Source organism: Gracilibacillus marinus (assembly GCF_042651725.1).
GTDB lineage: Bacteria > Bacillota > Bacilli > Bacillales > Amphibacillaceae > Gracilibacillus > Gracilibacillus marinus.
On sequence record NZ_JBHSDV010000004.1, the window covers coordinates 192,592 to 214,973 of the forward strand.

General features: G+C 32.2%; 13 protein-coding genes. 12 read left to right on the plus strand and 1 reads right to left on the minus strand.

The features are described 5' to 3' along the window. Nucleotides 1-11: 11 nt before the first annotated feature. From ACFOZ1_RS13335 to ACFOZ1_RS13360, 6 genes are all read left to right on the plus strand, one after another. Nucleotides 12-2,561, plus strand: a complete 2,550-nt coding sequence (locus ACFOZ1_RS13335) for a DUF5696 domain-containing protein (RefSeq protein WP_390200050.1) — start codon at nucleotides 12-14, stop codon at nucleotides 2,559-2,561. Continuing rightward, nucleotides 2,561-3,475: a carbohydrate ABC transporter permease gene (locus tag ACFOZ1_RS13340; protein WP_390200052.1), complete on the plus strand. Its 915-nt coding sequence runs from the start codon at nucleotides 2,561-2,563 to the stop codon at nucleotides 3,473-3,475. The genes ACFOZ1_RS13335 and ACFOZ1_RS13340 overlap by 1 nt, the downstream gene beginning before the upstream one ends. A 14-nt stretch (nucleotides 3,476-3,489) precedes the next feature. Continuing rightward, nucleotides 3,490-4,437 carry a carbohydrate ABC transporter permease gene (locus tag ACFOZ1_RS13345; RefSeq protein WP_390200054.1) on the plus strand — a complete coding sequence of 316 codons (948 nt, stop codon included), beginning with the start codon at nucleotides 3,490-3,492 and terminating at the stop codon, nucleotides 4,435-4,437. Nucleotides 4,438-4,670: 233 nt separating this feature from the next. Next, complete coding sequence (locus ACFOZ1_RS13350; RefSeq protein ID WP_390200055.1) at nucleotides 4,671-6,347, plus strand: extracellular solute-binding protein; 1,677 nt, start codon at nucleotides 4,671-4,673, stop codon at nucleotides 6,345-6,347. 53 nt (nucleotides 6,348-6,400) lie between these two features. Further along, nucleotides 6,401-8,140, plus strand: coding sequence for a sensor histidine kinase (locus ACFOZ1_RS13355; protein ID WP_390200057.1), 1,740 nt, complete (start codon nucleotides 6,401-6,403; stop codon nucleotides 8,138-8,140). Beyond that, nucleotides 8,133-9,761 (plus strand): response regulator, encoded by a 1,629-nt coding sequence (locus ACFOZ1_RS13360; RefSeq protein ID WP_390200059.1) that lies wholly within the window; start codon nucleotides 8,133-8,135, stop codon nucleotides 9,759-9,761. Before ACFOZ1_RS13355 ends, ACFOZ1_RS13360 begins: the two co-directional genes overlap by 8 nt. 95 nt (nucleotides 9,762-9,856) lie before the next feature. Here the strand turns inward: ACFOZ1_RS13360 and ACFOZ1_RS13365 are convergent, their stop codons facing one another. After that, nucleotides 9,857-10,471 carry a YesL family protein gene (locus ACFOZ1_RS13365; protein WP_390200061.1) on the minus strand — a complete coding sequence of 205 codons (615 nt, stop codon included), beginning with the start codon at nucleotides 10,469-10,471 and terminating at the stop codon, nucleotides 9,857-9,859. 227 nt (nucleotides 10,472-10,698) lie between these two features. On the opposite strand from ACFOZ1_RS13365, the gene ACFOZ1_RS13370 reads away from it, so the two are divergent. From ACFOZ1_RS13370 to ACFOZ1_RS13395, 6 genes are all read left to right on the plus strand, one after another. Continuing rightward, nucleotides 10,699-11,505, plus strand: a complete 807-nt coding sequence (locus tag ACFOZ1_RS13370; RefSeq protein WP_390200063.1) for a Nif3-like dinuclear metal center hexameric protein — start codon at nucleotides 10,699-10,701, stop codon at nucleotides 11,503-11,505. A 1-nt stretch (nucleotide 11,506) separates the two neighbouring features. Next, a complete protein-coding gene (locus ACFOZ1_RS13375; protein ID WP_390200065.1) occupies nucleotides 11,507-14,911 on the plus strand; it encodes a glycoside hydrolase family 2 TIM barrel-domain containing protein in 3,405 nt (1,134 codons plus the stop codon). A 382-nt stretch (nucleotides 14,912-15,293) separates the two neighbouring features. Then, complete coding sequence (locus tag ACFOZ1_RS13380; protein WP_390200066.1) at nucleotides 15,294-17,552, plus strand: glycosyl hydrolase family 95 catalytic domain-containing protein; 2,259 nt, start codon at nucleotides 15,294-15,296, stop codon at nucleotides 17,550-17,552. An 18-nt stretch (nucleotides 17,553-17,570) separates the two neighbouring features. Continuing rightward, nucleotides 17,571-19,043 carry a glycoside hydrolase family 1 protein gene (locus tag ACFOZ1_RS13385; protein WP_390200068.1) on the plus strand — a complete coding sequence of 491 codons (1,473 nt, stop codon included), beginning with the start codon at nucleotides 17,571-17,573 and terminating at the stop codon, nucleotides 19,041-19,043. A 36-nt stretch (nucleotides 19,044-19,079) separates the two neighbouring features. Beyond that, on the plus strand, nucleotides 19,080-20,843 hold the full coding sequence (locus tag ACFOZ1_RS13390) for a histidine kinase (RefSeq protein ID WP_390200070.1): 1,764 nt from the start codon (nucleotides 19,080-19,082) through the stop codon (nucleotides 20,841-20,843). Nucleotides 20,844-20,864: 21 nt separating this feature from the next. Continuing rightward, on the plus strand, nucleotides 20,865-22,358 hold the full coding sequence (locus ACFOZ1_RS13395; RefSeq protein WP_390200072.1) for a response regulator transcription factor: 1,494 nt from the start codon (nucleotides 20,865-20,867) through the stop codon (nucleotides 22,356-22,358). Nucleotides 22,359-22,382: the final 24 nt, after the last annotated feature.

Genomic DNA, 22,382 nt, shown 5'->3' on the forward strand with positions numbered 1-22,382 from the left:
GAGGGATATCATTGAATATAAGCTATAGATATCTTGCACTGTTATGTTGTATGTTCACCGTCATTGTTGTTGGGTGTGCTAATCAAGCATCTTCAACTACCGCAGACGAAAGTGAACAAATTATTGAACCAATCACACAAGGTGATGCTTTACCATCTTCTTTTTCTGATTCTCGTTTACCTGGTATGAAAGGAATAGAAGAAAATGAGAAGCTACAATTATTTGTTGATGAAGAATCAGGCAGTATTGCAATTGTAAATAAAGAAAGCGGGAAAATATGGTACAGTAATCCACCAGATAGAGATACAGATACAATTGCTTCGGGTGTAAATAAGTCATTGTTATCTGCACAAATGCAAATTGATTTCTTTAACAAATTTAACCAGGCAAATTCTATTAATACATTTGCAGATAGTGTAGCACACAAACAATTTAGATTTGACATAATACCGAATGGTGTAAGTGTATCTTATCAATTCGGGACTGCTGGCAAATCTGTTGATGATTTACCTTTAATGTTAAGTATGGAACGCTTTGAAGCATTATCCAATAAATTAGATAAAGCTGGACAACGTGCATTGTTAATTGCATACAAAGAAAATAAAGAAACATCTGTTTATGATCGTAATGATAGTGCGTTAAATGGACTCCAATTAGAAAAAGCAATTCAAGCATTTGAAGATGCTGGATATACAGAAGAAGATTTACAACAAGATATGCAGGAATTAAATTTCACACAAGAGAAGGCTTCCGCAAGAATTTTCCAAGCAGCAATAGAGTACACATTGGATGAGGAAGCTCTTGTTGTAAATGTTCCAGTTTCTAGTATAAAGTATCCTGAAGATTATCCAGTGAATTTGATTTCATTTATGAATTTCTTTGGTGCTGCTGGAACTAGTGAAAAAGGTTCGTTGTTCGTTCCTGACGGTTCAGGCGCTTTAATTCATTTTAATAATGGAAAGACAACATATCCTTCCTATCAACAATCTGTCTACGGGAAAGATTTAGCATTAAAAATAGCAGAAAATAACACAATGGAGCAAAAAGTTAGATTACCTGTATTTGGAATGATTTATGAAAATGATGCAATCTTAGGTGTGATTGAGAAAGGTGCATCTGTTGCGAATATAAATGCAGATATAAGTGGTAGGTTGAATAGTTATAATTATGTTTATCCAAGTTTTTACGTTGTAAATAAAGATGAAGTGACACTAAAAGCAAATGAACAAGAACGTACGTTACCGAAATTTCAAGATGACCCCACAGAAACAGATTATACTGTAAGATATCTATTTTTGAATGACGAGGAAGCATCTTATGTCGGAATGGCTAAATCTTATCAAAGCTATTTATTAGACAGAAATGGTTTACCTCAAGACAATAGTTCACAAGATATGGAAGATATGCCATTTTACTTAGATGTGATTGGTAGTATATCAAAAAAGAAGCATGTGTTGGGTGTACCATATAAGTCTATGGTAGCTTTAACAACATTTGACGAAACTGCAGAAATCGTTAATCAATTAAAATCAAACGAAATTAATCATATTAAATTGAAATATTCCGGTTGGTTTAATGGTGGTGTAAATCAAAAGATACCAGAAGATATAACTGTAGAGAAAGCAATTGGTGGAGAAAAAGGACTTGAAAAATTCCTAGGACTTCAAGAACAAAGTGATATTAGTGTTTTTCCTGATGTAGCATTATTACAAGCATATGAAGGAAATGGTCTGAATGTGGAAAAAGAAGCTTCACGTACACTTAAAGGTACTTCTGCAGCTGTTTATCCAATTGATATTACATTAGATAGAAGGGACCGCACAAAATCACCAGCGTATATTCTTTCTCCAAAGGTTATGGAAGATTATGCTAAGGAAATAGTGAAAGAATTGGATCGATTGGAGATAGAACAAATAACTTTACGCGATTTAGCGGATCAACTAAATAGTGACTATCGAGAAGATAAACAAATTGACCGAGCGCAGGCAGAAGAAATATCTAAAAATGTATTGAAGTATTTAAATGAAAGTGGATTGAAAATGATTGCAGAAGGCGGAAACGCATACGCTTTACCGTACGTAACGGATATTATTAATGCTCCAATTGGAAATAGTAACTATAAATTAGAAGATGAAGAAATTCCATTTTATCAAATGGTCGTTCGTGGATTTATAAATTATACAGGAGAACCGTTTAATTTATCCACATATACAGATATACAAGAATACGTGCTAAAATGTTTGGAATATGGAGCAGGTGTACATTTTAAATGGATACATGCACCGAATCATTCTGTTAAAGACACCGAATTTGATTATTTATATTCTATACATTATCAATCTTGGTTAGACAAAGCTGTAGATATGTATAGCGATATTAATTCTGTACTAAAAAAAGTACAAAATGAAAAAATAAAGTCACATGAAAAGTTAGCTGAAGGAGTCTACCAAACAATATACGAAAATAATCTTTCAGTAATCGTAAACTATAATAACGTAACAACTACAGTAAATGGTAATACAATCGAGCCTATGGGTTACATAATAGGAGGCGTGGAATGATGAAATCACTATCACAATTCAACATAGTCCCTAAATCTTACGAAGGGCAAAAGGCATTTTGGGGTGTAATCTTCGTATTACCATGGTTACTGGGCTTTGTATTCTTCTTTTTCATTCCGTTATTGACATCATTGCGGTTTAGTTTAAGTACGATTCAAGCAAGTTCTGAAGGAATGCAGATTACCTTCATTGGATTTAAGAACTATATTGAGGCATTAACAGTGAATACTAATTTTAATCGAACATTAGTGGAATCGATTATCAATATGGTTGTAAATATCCCGTTAATTGTTATATTCAGTTTGTTCTTGGCAGTATTATTAAATCAGAAATTTTTTGGAAGAACTTTTGCAAGAGGTATCTTCTTTCTACCAGTAATTTTAGCATCAGGTGTCATATTAAATTTAGAATCTACGAGTCTAGTTCAAGCAATCAATGAACAAAATGCCACTTCTGGTGGAGTAATGAGTGGATTTGGAGCATTCGAATTAGAAAGAATTATGTTAATGTCAGGTGTAAACGAAACAATAGTAGCATATTTAACTGGAGCGGTTGACCGTATTTACCAAATTGTGAGTCAATCAGGTGTCCAAATATTAATATTTTTAGCAGGAATTCAGACTATTGCTCCACAGCTATATGAAGCTGCAAAGATAGAAGGGGCTACAGGCTATGAAGCATTTTGGAAGATAACTTTTCCATTAGTTAGCCCACTAATTCTAGTAAATATGATTTATACAATTATTGACTCTTTTTCAAGAAGTCCAATTACAGAATTAATTATGACAACTGGTTTTAATAATAGTAACTTTGGTCTTAGCTCAGCAATGGCGTGGTTATATTTCTTAGCGATCATGATTATTTTATTAGTTAGCACATATTTAGTTTCAAGAAAAGTATTCTATCAAGAATAGAGGAGGTGGCCTATATGTCTATAGCAAGATTACTATCATTTGAAAATTGGAAGCGTTGGTTATGGTCTGTAGTGCGATTTGTGCTAATTGCTGGATTGTCATTTGTGATTTTGTATCCTATTTTACAAAAAATAGCAACTGCAATCAAACATAAAAATGATTTATATTCACCAATTGTTGTATGGATTCCAGAAACTTTCACCTTAGAAAATTTTAAAATTGCTATATCCATAATGGATTATTGGAATACGTTATTAAACACATTTCTATTGTCAGGTGTAACGACAATTTTAACAACGGCTTCTTGTGCACTAGCAGGTTATGCTTTTGCAAGGTTAAGTTTTAAAGGAAGTAAATTACTATTTGCCGGTGTAATTCTAACCATTTTAGTTCCACCGACAACCATCCTTATACCAATATATATGAATTTAAAAGACTTTACTCTAATGGGGATTATTCCACTTCTTACAGGAGAATCTGTAAATTTACTAAATTCTTATTGGCCATTTATCTTAACAGCAATTACCGCGAATTCTCTGAAAGCAGGATTATACATCTTTATTTTTAGACAATTCTTTAGAGGAATACCTAAAGTAATGGAGGAAGCGGCATATATAGATGGAGCAGGAGTAGGTACAACATTCTTACGTATTATGTTACCAAATGCTCTTCCTGCTATGATTACTGTAATGTTATTTTCATTTGTTTGGCAATGGAATGATAGTTTCTATACGACTACTTATTTAACATCAAGTAATGTGATGGCAACTCAATTATCTTCCTTACCATATAACTTATCCATTCAATTAGAAGGTGGGGTTACAACAAATAAGGATCCATTCTATATGAGTATGGTCCAAGATACAGGAATATTACTCGCAATATTGCCACTTATTATTATTTACTTATTTGTGCAACGATATTTTGTTGAAAGTATCGAACGTTCAGGTATTGTTGGATAATAGAAAATAATTATAAGAAAAAGTCTTGTGAATCCCCACAAGACTTTTTCTAACCTGTCTAATCTTAAAGAAGCTAATTGAATGTCAAAATCCATTGCAAACAAGTGAATAATTTTATAGAGATACACAGTTCAATGAGTGTTTACAATTATTATTCTGAAAATATATTGAAAAATATCCAATCTAATAGGATAATTATGTGTAATCACTTTGCTTGAAATGAGGTTTTTCAATTGTTCGAATTAAAATTTAATCGTGTTACTTTTTGTATATGGATTATCGTTTTAATTTACTTATTAAATGGATGTAGTCATCAAACAACTGAAGAAAGCAATAGCCCAAAAGAACAAAACAACATACCTAAAGAAGAGAATTTGCATATTGGCCTCAAAGAATTTAATCCACCAATTGACGTGCATTTTGTTAGAGAAACAGGGCAAGGGCTGCGAGACCTTATCGATAATTTACCAAATGAAACGTTAGAAGATAATCGTTGGAACGATTTATACATGAGTGAATTAGGTATAGATGTTGAATATGATTGGATAGCAGAGGGTGATGTATACTTCAGAAAACTAGGAAGTGTGTTAGCTTCTGGAAATTTACCTGATGTATTAAAAGTGAACGCTCAACAGTTAAGGCAATTGAGCAATGCAAATTTAATCCACGATTTAACAGATACGTATGAAAATTATGCAACGCCATTTACTAAAGAAATCATGAATCAAGAAGGCCGAGCCCCAATTGAAAGTGCGATGTTAGAAGGTAAATTAATGGCAATTCCGATTGTCGCATCATCTGTTGATACAGCAGAATTTTTGTGGATTCGAACAGATTGGTTAAAAAAGTTAAATCTAGCTTCTCCTAAAACTATGAAAGAAGTATTGGCAATTTCGAAAGCGTTTGCAAACGAGGATCCTGATGATAATGGAATAAATGATACATATGGATTAGCTATTACTAAGCACTTTTGGGATCCTTCTATGGGTATTACGAGTTTTTTTGCAGGATATGATGCATATCCGAAACTATGGATCGAAAATAATCAAGGAGAGCTAGAGTATGGAGCTATTCAATCAGAAGTGAAAATTGCATTAAAATCACTTCAAAAAATGTATAGTGAAGGTCAATTAGATGCAGAATTTTTTCTGAAAAATGGAGATCGTGTAAAAAAAGATATAGCTAACGGCAAAATTGGAATGCTTTATGGTGAACAATGGAGTTCTTTTTTAGTTGGTTCAAGTCTTGAAGAAAATCCGAGTGCGAAGTGGAAAGCATTTCCGATTGTTAGTTCAAGCGATAAAGAAGTAAAAGTTCCACTTAAATTTGGTCTCGACCAATTTTTTGTAGTAAGAAAAGATTATGCGTATCCAGAAGCAATTATTAAAATGATTAATTTACACTTAGAAAAAAATTGGGGTGATTCAGCTGAATATACTAAATATTATAGCACTCCACTTGCAGTATGGCAGCTATCTCCTGTTACACCATATCCATCATTAAAAAACCTAGATGCATTCAAACAGTTAAGAGCAGCTAGATTATCAGGTGATGTGGATTTACTGAAAGACGAAGCAAAATCTATCTATACGACAATTCAGAATTATATGGAAAATGGTGATTTATCTGGATGGGGCTGGGAACTTAGCTATGGATCGAATGGAGCTTATGCTATTTTGGATGCCTATATTGAGAAAAATCAACTATTAAGCAATCAGTTTACTGGTCCACCAACAAATACAATGATAGAGAAAGGTGTGATTCTTGATAATTATATGCACGATACATTTATGAATATTATTTTAGGTAGTCCATTAGATGAATTTGATGATTTTGTAGACAAATGGCATCAAATGGGTGGGAAAAAAATAACTGAGGAAGTGAACGAATGGTATCGTACATATAAATAATTCTAATAGATTATTGCAGGTTTACTAGTTTGTACTACAGAGGAGGGGGTGAATTGTTTAGCATCCCAGTAAAATCGTTACACAAAACAATTTTTGTTAGATTGCTTGTATTGTTTGGTATGATAATTTTACCAATAATAATATTAGGAATTTATTTATATAATTGGAGTTATGAAAATGCAACCAAAGATATCTCAAGAAACGCCATTGTCCAATTAACATCTTATATAGATGATCTAAATCGTGAAATTGAATGGTTGGAAATACAGCAATATGACATATTACAAGAGAATAAATTAAACAAAATTGCGTTTACATGGGAATCGATGACGAATATAGAAAAAAAATCTCATGTCAATGATATTCTTCACCGGTTGACATCTATAAAAAATACGAATGCATATATTAAAGATATTTACATTCATTTACCTACTATAAATAAATCGATTTCAGCAGTTAATGCTGTACAGGAGTTGGACGAAACTACATTTCAAAATGTAATGAGTTCTATGACATATGATGGAAATAGGATGAGTGTAATTAGTAACCAATTAGCAATAAGCGCTGCATCAATAAGTATTAATCAAAGCAATCAACCGGATATTGTCGTACAAATCGAACTTGATAAACAAAAAATGACCGATGAGTTGAACACTCTTAATTTGTACCCCAAAAGTGCAACATTTCTATATTCTAATCAAGAAGGAGTATTGTTATCTTCAGGAGAAGATGGAGAATCGCTTGAAAAAGAGATTCTTCCGAATTTAAGTCGTTCGATAGAATACACTAATGAGAGAAACTCGGCCTATCAAATGAACCAATCTTATTCTGAAGCTTTAGAATTATATGTTATCTCTTTTATACCCAAGGAAATTGTGAGAAAACCCTTAAAGAAATTCAGTACATGGGCATGGTTATTTGCAATTACATTGTTTGTTGCTATCTCCATTTATTGCTATGCTATATTTACATTCGTTCATAAACCATTGCTTCAACTTGTTGAAGGATTCAAACGTATGGAAAAAGGAATATTGGATGAGACAATTGTCCATAAAAAAGAAGATGAATTTGGATTTTTGTACGAACGATACAACAAAATGTTATATAAGTTACAAAGATTAATAAATCAGGATTACAAACAAAAATTAATGATGCAAAAAGCAGAATTAAAACAATTACAGTCACAAATCAATCCACATTTCTTATATAATAGCTTTTTTATACTCCACTCATTAGCAAAAACAGAAGATATACATCGTATCGAAATGTTTACCAAAATGTTAGGTGAATACTTTAGATACATTACCCGGAATGGTGAAAGTAATGTAACTTTAAAAGATGAAATAAAACACGCTAGAATGTATACAGAGATACAATCATTACGATTTTCGAGAAGAATTCAGGTTCAATTTGATGAATTGCCTAAAGAGATGGAAGAAATCAAAGTACCAAAACTAATCATTCAACCAATTATTGAAAATGCATTCGAACATTGCTTGGAAAAGATGACAGATGTCGGTTTTTTACGAGTTTCTTTCAAGAAAGAAAAAAATTGTATGTATATCTTCATTGAAGATAATGGTAATGTACTAAATGAAAATAGTCTGAAAGTATTGAATGATTATGTAAACAATATAGATAATCAACAAGAGACAACAGGTTTGATTAATATTCATAGAAGAATTGCTTTAACATTTGGAAACAAAAGTGGATTGCAATTTGAAAATAGCGAATGGAATGGATTAAAAGTCATAGTTCGAATACATATAGAAGGGAATGATTCGAATGTATAGACTACTAATTGTAGACGATGAAGAAATCATTACCGACGGATTATATGAAGTGTTTAGAAATTATATGCCCGAACAATTAGATGTGTATAAAGCTTATTCTGGTACAGAAGCTTTACAGTGGATGAAACGAACGAGGATAGATATAATTTTATCTGATATCGCAATGCCAGGAATGAATGGTATTGAACTTATTGAACAAGTCCATAGTTACTGGCCTAAGTGTAAAGTAGTATTTTTAACAGGCCATAGCAATTTTGACTACACATATCAAGCTATGCAAATGGACGGTGTGAAGTATATACTAAAAACAGAAGGCTATGACAAAGTAATAGAAGTAATGGATGAAATGATTCTAAAGATACAACATCAAACTGAACAAATTAAATTAGTAGAAAAATCACGTGAACAAATAAATGCATATCAATTTATGGAACAATCTGAATACCTTAGACATATGTTACAAAAAAGGCTCGACAACCCATTCAATCTTCAAGAAATATTGGAAGAGTTCAAAAGTTTTAATATCAAATTAAATCCATCAAAAAAGATTTTCCTTGTACATGGTAGAATAACATATCCAAAAGGATCAACATATACCATGAAAAATGAAATACAGACATTCGTAAGAAAAAAATGGAATGATTATATGTCTGGAATATTATTAAGTATGGAAATTGTTGATCGTTATAGTGATTTAATTTGGTTTATTCAAGATACAGAGATGAGAGGTAATCCATCCAGTGAACATGTACCTACATATATTGAAGGGACACTTGAGCTACTTCAACAAGAGTGTATAGATTCACTTGATGTAGTCTTGTCATTTATTATTAGTTCTAATTTCTGTAGTTGGTTGGATGTACCAGAACAATATGAACAATTACGTCAAATACAGCAAATGAAAATAAATAATAATGTTCCTACTATTTTAAGAGATAATCAAGAAACTAAGAGAAGCTCTATAAATTATGATTATTCATCTATCAATTATAAATTAGAAATAATGTTGGCACATGCAGAAGCAAATCGTAAACAAGCGTTTTTACAAGAATTAAATTTACTAATAGATACAGAACGCACTAATGGAAATATTTATGAAATGAAAGAGACATATTATAGAATTGGTTTATTATTATATTCTTATATTAATCAACGAGGGTGGCAGCATGTAATTACTCAACACGAGTTGCTTTTAGATTTGGATGAACATATATCTATTGAAGAAGGTTTTGATTTTTTAAGAGAAGTTGCAAAACAGTTGTTTGATTATAATCAAAAAGATGATCGCGATCGTGCCACACATGTTATTGAAACAATTTGTCAGTATATTCAACAACATTTAAGTGAGGATTTATCATTAGTCAAGCTAGCTGAAATTCATTACTTTAATCCGTCCTATTTATCACATTTTTTTAAACAAGAAAAAGGTATTAATTTATCTGAGTATATCGAAAGATGTCGAATAAAAAAAGCAAAAGAATTATTAGAAAGAAGAGATTTAAGAATAAAAGATGTGTGTGTAGCTGTAGGATATGTATCTGCACACTCTTTCACACGTTTTTTTAAGAAGGTTACAGGAAAAACACCAAAAGAATACCGTGATTCTTTATATATACATTAATAATTGTATTTACTCATAAAACAATCCGAACATTATTTGTGTTCGGATTGTTTGTTGTATATAACCGCGTTAATAATAAGCATTATTGAACTATCTCAAGAGGATGCATCTATTTTGGTATTTAACATCACAGAAACTTTGCTAAAGGAACGATTGCATAATCGATAAATAATATATGCTACAGGACTCACTACTATAAACACCATAATTGGTACGAGTATAATAATATAAACAGATACTGCAAGTAAAGAAAAAGAAATTAATGACGTCGGAAAATACATGATAGAAAAGAGAAAAGCATTTTTTATAATGTTTTTTATAGAAAGCTTATAAGATACCATGATTGGAAATAGATATACACATATAAAACTAACGACAACTGCCATCATAATTAATAGAGAGAAAATGAGTGTACTTGCTGTAGATTTTACTTCGTTCATAATTAATATGTCTAAAATAAATATAATACAAACAATCCAAAAAATAATTCCAAGTAGTAGACTTTTTTTGAAATGATTCGAGAAATGTTTAAAAAAATGTTTTAGTACACCTTTTTCCTTCTGTTCATGCCAATCTTTAATAACACCGAACATTGCTGTAGTAGCAGGGAATAATGTTACCAGTGGCAAGGAAATGATTGCCCATAGTACACTTAATAGAATATAATTTGTCACTTTTTCAAGAATTTGATACCATTTGGATTGTAACAATGTATTAGTCTCCTTTATCTTTATTAACTCTCTTTAATTTTTATGATAAAAATAGTTGTATGAAAGCACTTTCAATAAAGTTCATTATAGCACAGTATGACTTATACAAACAATGAGTATCTGAAAGTATTCATTATCTAACATACTAGTATATTGACAGAATTAATGATAGTCAATACAATTAGTTTAATCAATATACTAAGTGTTGAGGGGATGATGAATAAATTATGTATACAATCAGTGATGTGATTACATTTTTAAAACAGGATACAGATACAATACCCCAGACTGTTGATCAATTGTATAACGGAAATTTAGCTAGTCCTGTGCAGCGAATCGGAGTTTGCTTCATGCCTACCATACATGTAATAAAGAGAGCATTAGATTTACAAATTGACCTTCTTGTATGTCATGAAGGTTTATTTTATAGTCATCAACAACAAAATGTTTACAAAGATGACTGGTTGTCTCATGAAAAGAAAAAAATCATCGCACACTCTCCAATAGCTATTTATCGTTATCATGATTATGCCCATCGTGGAAAACAAGACTTTATTACAGAAGGATTGCTTCACACTTTAAAATGGAACAAACTAGTTACTCATCAAACACCTGTTGCCTCAATTGTACAGCTTCCTAAGCAAACCTTACAGGAACTCATAAAATATGTACAAACACAGTTACATATCCATACAAGTAGATATATTGGAAATTTAAATTTAGAAGTTTCTAAGGTTGCGTGCTTAGTAGGATACAGAGGTGGTGGTCAAACTGCTATTCCTCAGTTTGTTCAGGAAGATGTAGATGTTGTGTTATATGGAGAGGGTCCAGAATGGGAAACTCCTGAATGGATTCGTGATAGGAATGAAATTGGAGCAGGAAAAGCAGGAATTATTCTTGGGCACATAGAAAGCGAAGAGCCTGGTATGGAATATATCACTATGCTTTTACAAAATAAATTCCCTACACTTTCTATTACCCATATTGCCTCTAATAATATTATTCAGACATACTGCGCTGGAAAGGAAATGTAGAATGATAAATAAACAAATACGATTTAATGACCATTGGCAATTTGCGAAATCATCACTTGATGTGGATCATTATGATGGATTGTCATTTCAGAATGTAGATATCCCACATGATTGGTTAATCTATCAAACAACTGATTTATATGAGAACAGTATTGGTTGGTATCGGAAGAATTTTACAGTTCATACGTTGGAGATGGATTATATATTAGCATTTGATGGTGTGTATATGGATTCAACTGTTTACGTCAATGGCTACTTTATTGGTGAATGGAAGTATGGCTATTCTTTTTTTGAACACAATATTACGAAAGCGCTCTCGTTAGGCGAGAACGAGATTGTCGTAAAAGTTATACATCAAAGTCCGAATAGTAGATGGTATTCTGGGGCTGGTATTTATCGAAATGTATACTTGAAAGAGAGGTCAAATAACTACATAACTACAGATGGTGTCTATATACATATTGAAAGAGATAATCATATGTGGGAAGTGACTGTTGAGACAACGATGCAATTAGAGAACAAACTGAATTTGAAACATCAAATTTTTTATAATGGTGAACAAATTAATAGTACAATCGATGAGGTACATCAAGAATATAGTGAACAAAAGATGCAGGTAATAGACCCATTTTTGTGGAGTCCTGATGACCCGAATTTATATACGTTAGTAACGACACTATATAATGATAATCAGTGTATAGATAAAGTATCTCAACATATTGGATTCAGAGAAATAGTATTGGATCCAAATAAAGGATTCATATTAAATGGTAAAAGTATGAAATTAAATGGGGTATGCGAACATCATGATTTAGGTGCGCTAGGTTCTGCATTTAATCCATATGCATGGAAAAGAAGATTGAAGATTTTAAAAGATATGGGCGTGAATGCAATCAGAACAGCTCATAATATGCCAAGTAAAGAAGTTATGGAACTTGCAGATAGTGAAGGTTTTTTAATAATATCCGAAGCATTTGATATGTGGGAACGTTCCAAAACACCATATGATTATGCAAGATTTTTCAAAGTTTGGGCATATCAAGATGTAAGAAGTTGGGTGAAGCGAGATCGGAACCATCCTTCTTTATTGTTATGGAGTATTGGAAATGAGATATATGATACACATGTTGACGAGAGGGGGCAGGAGATAACGAGACAATTAGTTCAGTATGTGAGGGAATTTGATCCTAAAGGAAATGCGCATATCACGATAGGCTCCAATTATATGCCATGGGAAAATGCTCAAAAGTGTGCAGATATTGTAAAAGTTGCAGGATACAATTATGCTGAAAAATACTATCAAGAACACCACAAGAAGTATCCGGATTGGATAATATATGGAAGTGAAACAGCGTCAACTGTGCAAAGTAGAGGAATTTATCATTTTCCATATAACCAACCAATATTAGTCGATGATGATGAACAATGCTCTTCATTAGGCAATAGTTCTACAAGTTGGGGCGCAGAGTCTACAGAATCATGTATTATTGCTGATAGGGACACACCATTTTCAATAGGAACATTTATTTGGACTGGTTTTGACTATATCGGAGAGCCAACACCCTATCATACAAAAAATGCTTACTTGGGCCAAATCGATACGGCAACATTTCCAAAAGATGCTTATTATATTTATCAAGCTGCATGGACAGATTATAAAAAATCACCAATGGTACACATCTTTCCTTATTGGGACTTCAATGAAGGGCAAGCAATTGATATTCGTGTATGCTCGAACGCACCAAAAGTAGAAGTATATATTAATAATCAACTACTAGATACATTTTATCCTGATTTAAAAGAAGGCGATGGATTAACTGGATGGTGGACCGTACCATACGTTAAAGGAGAGATTAAAGCAATTGCTTATGATGAAAATAATGAATTGATAGCAAAACAATTAAGAAAGTCTTTCGGTGATTCGAGTACAATTCATCTACAAACAGATAAATTTTATTTAGAAGCAAATGGACAAGACCTTGCTTTTCTAACAATTACAATGAAAGATGCATATGGTAATCAAGTGGAAAATGCTACAAACAGAGTAGAAGTGTCAGTGGTTGGTGAAGGGCGATTGATTGGTCTGGATAACGGTGATGCAACAGACTATGACCATTACAAAGGGACAAGCAAAAGATTATTTAGTGGAAAGCTCATGGCAATTATCGCAACAACCAAAAAAGCTGGGGATATTATTGTCAATGTCTCTAGCAATGGATTATCACAAGCATCTGTTACATTACAATCAATAGAAAGTAAACAAGATAAAACGGGTGTTTCGGCAATAGAGAGAAATCAATCATTAGATGTCGTAACAGGAAGAAAAAATGAGGTACCAGTTCGAAAAATAGAACTTAGTTGTTATGAAACACGTACACTTACACCTAATGTACCACAAATATCTGTTCAAGCGAGCATCTATCCACTGAATGCCACTTACGAAGAGATAGAATGGGCGATTGTAAATGATGTAGGTATTCCTTCTACACTTGCAACAATAGAACAATTAGGAACTGAAGCGACTATAATAGCCAAAGGTGATGGAGCATTTCGTGTACGATGTGTGACTAGAAACGGAACAGACAAAATAAAGTTAATATCTGAATTAGAATTTCAAGTTGAAGGATTTGGAAGTCAAAGTAAAAATCCATATTCATTTGTTTATGCTGGATTATATGATGCTGGAATTGGAGAAATTGGAAATGGCAATGAAAAAGGAATCGCAACAAGTAGAGATGGACAGACTATTGTAGGTTATAAACAATTAGATTTTGGTCTATTTGGTGCAGAACAAATAACTATTCCAATTTTCGCATTGACTAATAATCAATATGAAATTGATATATGGGATGGATATCCTAATAAGGAAAATAGTAAACGACTAGTAAATGGTATTTACCAAAAACAATCCATTTGGAATGTTTACCAAGAAGAAACATTCACGTTTCATGAAAAAGTAACTGGTATAACGGATATTTACTTTGTTTTTCGTGATAAGGTGCATATGAAGGGATTCTATTGTAAACAAATGAATCATGCTACAGATCAATTGGATGCAAAATCGTATGCTACAATATATGGCGATTCTTATGAAGTAACAGAAAAGGGGATAGAAAGAATTGGTAATAATGTTACGATAACATATGATGCCATTAGTTTTGATGGATGCGAAATAAATCAATTATCTCTATATGGAAGTTGTTCAATTCACAATACGGTTCATATATTGCTTGAAAATGAAAAAGAAGCAAGAAAAGAAATATTAGAAATGGAACCATCAAGTGAACCCACATTATATAGCTTCAATATTAGTCCAATGTACAATGAGTGTAAAATATCATTTATCTTTTTGCCTGGCTCACAATTTGACTTGTATTGGTTCACGTTTGATGAGGCCGGAACATAAATAGTGTTTTTCACACTAAACATGAACGATTTCTTATTTAGTGTTTCGCAATAAAAGGATGATACGACACCTTTTCAATTATTAAATGCGATATGAATGAAGTGCGTATATAGCGATTCTACTCGCAAGCTCCTATATAATATCAAAATTAACAACTAGAGCAACCTTCTAATATGCATACAATCCAAACGATTCGGTATATAGATTTCGAGTCGTTTGGATTTTTCTATGTTAAAGAATTCTTCTGTTCCAATCTGGTGTTGATTTTTAAAATGGAATGTTTTATACTGACCTTAGTCTAACGGATAAACTTTCTTAGTAAGCGTTCACTTATTTTTTTTGAGTAAAACAGAAACCGATTTCCTAATGTGAGGGTGATGATATGAGTATTTCTGTACCAACTAAAGGTGTCTGGACAGAAGAAGTTGCATTCAAGTGGGAAGATGCATTTGTAAGCGGAAATGGGAGTCATGGAGTGATGATTTATGGAGAGCCGACACAGGAAACAATTATAGTAAATCATTGTCGATTATACCTCCCGCAAGGTAATTCTTATACAGTTCCAGATATGGCTGATTATTTAACGGAATTCCGAAAACAAATCAAAAACAGAGGTTATCGTAAAGCTCTGGAAATGTATTACGAGGAAGCACAAATAAGAGGATACGAGGGTTTAACTTTCAGTGATTCATCACATCCAGGAATGCATGTTCAAATCATATCCAATGATAGTGAATATAAGAATTATCGTAGAACTCTTAATTATGAGACAGGTGAGATACAGATTTGTAGTTTTTCTAATAAAAAAGAAAGAATTTCGAAAGCGTTTACTTCTAGAGTGACTAATGAAATTGTCTATGCAATAAGTCCAGGTCAATATACGATTGAAATTTCTAATTATTACAACGATAAGTTAAAACAGAAATATACTTATTCTAATAACATGATTCACATGAACGGTAAATATTGTCATAGTGATGGTGGGTATGATGGTTTTGTCTACATCAATCATAGTACGAATGTGATGATAAAAAAAGCAAGCGTGTTTGAAGTAACTAGTGACGACATGATCTTATTACGAATGAAAGTAGTACCATATGAGAATGAAACAAAGCGAATGGTTCTGCATCAAAAGCACCCAGAGGAAAAAACATATCACACGTTATTAGAAGAACATACTTCTGTGCATCGTCAGTTGTTTAATCGAGTAACTTTATCTTTAACCAATAACGATAGTAGAAAGCAGTCTATTACAAATATAGTGAAAGAAGCTAAGTTAAAACAAATGATGACACCAACTTTAATTGAGAAAATGTATGATGCAGGTAGGTATATGTATATATGTAGTGCAGGGGAATTAACACCTAATTTACAAGGGATTTGGACAGGAACATTTGAGCCAGCATGGAGTGGTGATTTTACTTTTGATACAAATGTTCAACTATCGATTGCATCTGCGTTATCGAGTCATGTAGAGGAAGGATTATTGGGATATTTTCGACTATTAAAAGAATTGAAACCAGGTTTCAAAGAAAATGCACGCAAATACTATGGTGCGAATGGTATCTTATCATCCGCGCATTCAAGCAATAGCGGAAGGCATGTGCACTGGAATCCAGATTGGCCACTACACATCTGGACATGTGGTGCTGGATGGTTAGCTCACTGGTATTTTGAATACTACAGATTTACTGATGATCGATTGTTTTTGGAAGAGGAAGCAATTCCATTTTTAGAAGAAGTAGTAGCGTTTTATCAAGATTTCTTAACAGAAGATGATGATGGAATATATCAATTTACACCATCTTATTCTGCAGAGAATGGGTCGGCAGATAATGCGACCCAAGATGTAGCTGTTGCGAAAGAAGTCTTGATGAATCTGATTAGAGCATATGACATACTAGGTGAAAAGTCAGAAAAACCAGTTCAATGTCATAAGATGCTTGAAAAAATGCCTTCATACGCTATAAATGACGATGGGGTATTGAAAGAGTGGATTGATCCAAATAAGGAAGAAAATTATAATCATAGACACTTTTCTCATTTATATCCTATTTTTCAAAGTAGGGAGTTCAATGAAATTACAAATCCTACAATGTGGAAAGCAGCAAGAAAAGCATTTGATAAGCGATTAGAAGCATGGTTATTAAATGAAGAAGGAAACACATCGTCTACACATGGCAGAATGCACTCTGCATTGTGCGCAACACAATTTCATATGCCAGAACTAATTGAAGACATTTTTTGGTTACTTGTAAAAAATGATTGCTTCTATTCGTCTTTAATGATGTCACATTATAATCAACAAGAAGTTTTTAATGTAGATGGAAATGGCGCTTTCCCACAGGTTATTCATGAGATGTTGGCAGATGTAAGCAATGGTAGATTAACATTGTTAGGCTCCATTCCTAAAACGATGGAAAAAGGTGAAATTAAAGGCTTCCGTTTACCTGATGGAATGATTATGCGCACACTTTATTGGAATCTATCAGAGAACATCCTTTCAGTAGAAATAGAATGTACAAAAGCACAACAATTAGAATTATATTTTCCATTATTCACTCAAACAAAAGAAAATAATCTATGTATTTCTTTTGAACAGAACAAGATGTTTCGATATCAATTTAATTTAATTAAATAATTAGGGGGATGTTATTGTATGTATCATGATAAATTAGATGCTTTCCCAAAAGATTTCCTTTGGGGAGCAGCAAGTGCGGCCTACCAAATTGAAGGTGGATGGAATAGTGATGGAAAAGGACCTTCTATCTGGGATACATTCTCAAAAATACCTGGAAAAACATTCGAAGGTACGAATGGTGATATTGCAGTAGATCATTATAATCGCTATCAAGAAGATATTCAATTAATGGCAAAAATGGGATTGAAAGCATATCGCTTTTCCGTTGCCTGGAGTAGAGTAATACCAGATGGAAATGGAGAAGTGAATGAAAAAGGTCTTCAATTTTATGAAAATTTAATTGACGAATTAAAAAAACATGAGATTGAACCTGTCTTAACATTATATCATTGGGATATTCCACAAGCATTGCAGGATGAATACAATGGTTGGGAATCTAGAAAAGTGATTGAAGATTTTAATCGATATGCTTCTGTTTTATTTGAACGTTTTAAAGACAAAGTGAAATATTGGGTTAGCTTTAATGAACAAAATGTCTTTACAGCGTTAGGATACAGATGGGAAGCACATCCACCTAATATTTCTGATGTGAAAAGAATGTTTCAAGCGAATCATATTATTAATCTAGCTAATGCGAAGGCAATTCAAAGTTTTAGAGAAATCGTGCCTAAAGGGATGATTGGTCCAAGTTTTGGATATGGGCCAATGTATAGTTTTGATTGTGAACCAAATAATGTGCTTGCAGCATTAAATGGAGAGGAATTCCAAAATCATTGGTGGCTAGATGTATATGTAAATGGTAAATATCCTAAAGTGACATGGAAGCAGCTAGAAAGATTAAATGTAGCGCCATCTCTGGAAGATGGAGATATGACTTTATTACAATCAGTCAAGCCAGATTTTCTAGGTGTAAATTATTACCATGGTGGCACCGTACGTGCAAATGAAATTGAATTCCCAGAACAAAAAGGAAATGAAAATTTAGATAAAGATTTCGTAGCAACAGATCCATATTTAATGCAACCGAAAGACGAGCAAGCACAAAGTCCAGAAAAAAGAATGTTTACAAATGTAAAGAATCCTCATTTGGAGACAACAAATTGGGGATGGGAGATTGACCCAATTGGGATTCGTATTGCTTTACGCCGATTACAAAATCGATATGATTTACCAATGATGGTGACAGAAAATGGATTAGGTGCGTATGACGATTTAACAGAAGATGGGCATGTAGAGGATGATTATCGAATTGAGTATTTAAAAGACCATATTGTAGAAATGCAAAAAGCAATAACAGATGGAGTAGATTTAATCGGTTATTGTGCGTGGTCATTTACGGATTTGCTTAGTTGGTTAAATGGGTATAAGAAACGATATGGCTTTGTTTATATCGACCGTGATGAGAAAGACGAAAAACAATTGGAAAGAATTCCAAAGAAGAGTTATTATTGGTATAAAGAAGTAATCGAATCAAATGGTGAGAAATTGTAGAATAAAAGTAATATTGTGAACGAAAGTGGGATAGTGGTGAAAAATATAAAAATTAAAGTCAGTCACAAATTATTAGCAATTTATATATTAGTTACCGCTATCCCTATATTGCTTGTAGGTGCTTATTTAAATTATAGTACAAGAGAGATTGTGTTAAAGAATGTCAGGAATGAAGTGGAAACAAGTGTCGATAAAATGGAGATGAGTTTACACAATATTTTTGATCGGGTAACAAACACTTCTGATTTAATCTATTTAAATGAAGAATTAAAAACAATTCTATCTACTGACTATAATGAAATTATTGATATTTATAACACCTACAATCAATATACTATTTTTAAAGAGATGATAAAGCATTATGACGAAATTGAGAATATTCAATTTTTTATGAATAAGAACATGATTACAGATTCCTATTTTATTCATGCAGACAATGTCATTAGAAATAATGATTGGTATAAAGAAGCAGTATCAAAAAGAGGGAAAATTTCATGGGTATATATGGAAGAACAATGGACAAAAAGAAATTATTTGGCCTTAACAAGAGCAGTATATGGAAATACAAATGAACTATTAGGTGTGTTAGCCATTTATATTGCACCAGATAGCTTGCAATCTGTGATTGAGGGAGAGTCGTATAATACCTTCATTACATTAGATAAGAAGTTGATTATTCACCATGAAAATCGACAATATATTGGATATGAGCCAAGTTTTCAGTCCATATTAGAAAGTAGCAAAGAGGATAGTTTTTTAATTGACACTGTATATAACGAGGAAGAAGTAACACTAAATATACATGAAATGGTTCCAGATAAATCATTAGATAATACGATTCAAATAACTACCATTATTCCAACAGAGGAAATCATGCAAGAGCCAAATAAAGTATTTCAACAAGGCTTAGTTATTATTAGTTTTGTGTTAATTGTATCTGTACTATTAATAGGCATATTTATTCGCAGTTTCTCTAGTCGTATTCAGCAATTACGACAAACGATGTTTCAAGTTGCAAAAGGGAATTTTCAAATTAAAACAAAGGTGAAGGGTACAGATGAGATTAGTCAAGTGTTTGAAGATTTAGAGACAACATCTAAAAGTGTTCAAAAAATCATTGATGAAGTCTACATTCACAAGATTAAAGAAGAAACATGGAAACGTAAACAAAAAGAAATTGATTTTAAAATGTTAGCTAGTCAGATTAATCCACATTTTCTATATAATACGTTAGAAATGATTAGAATGAAAGCGTTAATAAATAAAGACCCAGAAGTCGCTAAAATTATCAAAATTCTTAGTAAAATGATGCGATCTGCATTAGAAAGAACAGATAAGCCTGTGTCAATTAAAGAAGAGATTCAATTAATTGAACACTATCTAGAGATACAAAAACTTAGATTTGGTGATCAAATAGAATATAGGTTAAATGTAGAAGAAAGTGTCTGCAGTTATCGAATATATCCATTATTAATCCAACCAATTGTTGAAAATGCGATTATTCACGGACTTGAACAAAAAGAAGAGCCTGGATATATCATTGTGTCAATGATAGAAGAAGACAGACAAATAGTTATAGAGGTCAAAGATAATGGAATAGGGATGTCCAAAGAGACATTACAAGAAGTGAATCAGAAAATAAATGATGTAGACTATCAATCAAATGGGAATAGAATCGGGTTACACAATGTTCAACAGAGATTACGGCTTCTATATGGAGAAGAATATTATATTCATATTGAAAGTATTCAAGGACTTGGAACAACGATGACAATAAATATTCCAAAAAATACAATGTAGAGATAGATTAGGAGGAATATTATGTTGAAAGTAATGTTTGTCGATGATGAACCAATTATTCGCGAAGGACTTTGTTCCATAATCAATTGGGAAGATTACGGTTATCAAGTTGTAGGAATAGCGAAAAACGGTAAAGAAGGATTGGAAAGAATATTGGAATACCATCCAGATCTTGTTTTTGTCGATATCCAAATGCCTGGATTAAATGGTATTGATATGGTGAAAAAAGTGAAGGAATGGAAATACAATACAAAATTTGTTGTTTTATCTGGTTATTCTAATTTTACATATGCACAACAATCGATTCGACTTGGGATAGAGTCATATTTATTAAAGCCAGTAGATGAGGATGAATTAATCCCACTCCTACAATCCATTAAAAGTAATTTATTAAAAGAAAAAAGATTGTCTACGCAACTCCATCAATATGAACAGTTAAAAGAACAACAAGAATGGATAGAAATTTTACACGGTAAAAGAAATGCGTTATATGACCAAAACAGTATGTCTAATTATTTTGTTTGTAGCATTACATGCGAACAACCAATAGATTGGGAAAACATACAATTATATATTAATAAATACTTTCATGCGAATGTGACACCATTGTGGATGGAGCAATTTGTCATTTGTGTATGCACATTCACAGAAATAGAGGATGTCTATTGTACAGTAGAAGAAATAAAAAAATATTTTTACACACTACATAAGATTTCGTGCAATATTCAATTAATTGATGAACTCGTATCCATGGACATGCTTAGTAATGTATTTCAACAATTATTAGAATTACAGAAATATAGTTTTACATTTTCGTATAATACGATTATTACGCCAAAAGTATGCAAAGGAAGAAAGGATACAAAAATATTAACAGATACATTTGCAACTCAATTGGTTAGTGCAATGGAATTCAATAATATAGATCAGATATCTGTCTATATGAATGATATTCAAATGTATTATGAAAATAATTTATACAAAGAAGAAAGGTTGAAAGCAGATTGGTTAGATTTCGTGAAAATCGTTTTGTATAAATTACAACATAATCATCCAAGTATTCCGCTTCCTTCAAATGATCAATTGGTTGACATGATATATAAAGCGGTTAAACTGGAAGCTATGTTAGCTGAGTCCAACTCAATGATGATCAAATTTACAAAAGAAATAAATGGTTTTATGAGTAATGCAGAAAACTCTATTGAACAAATTACTAAATATATTAATCAATATTATTTCAAAGATTTGAGTTTAAAAGTCATTGCGGAATTGTTTAATTACAACAGTTCTTACTTAGGGAAAAAGTTTAAAGCATATACTGGGGATTATTTTCATGTCTATCTTGATAAAGTTAGACTATCCCATGCAAAAAAGCTATTAAAGCAACCACACATCAAAGTATATCAAGTAAGCGAAAAAGTAGGGTATTCCAATATTGATTATTTCTACCGGAAATTTAAAAAGTATGTCGGTATAAGCCCAAAAGAATTCCAAAAACAAACAACGTTAAAGTAATGACAAGCAACGGGGGAATGTTCG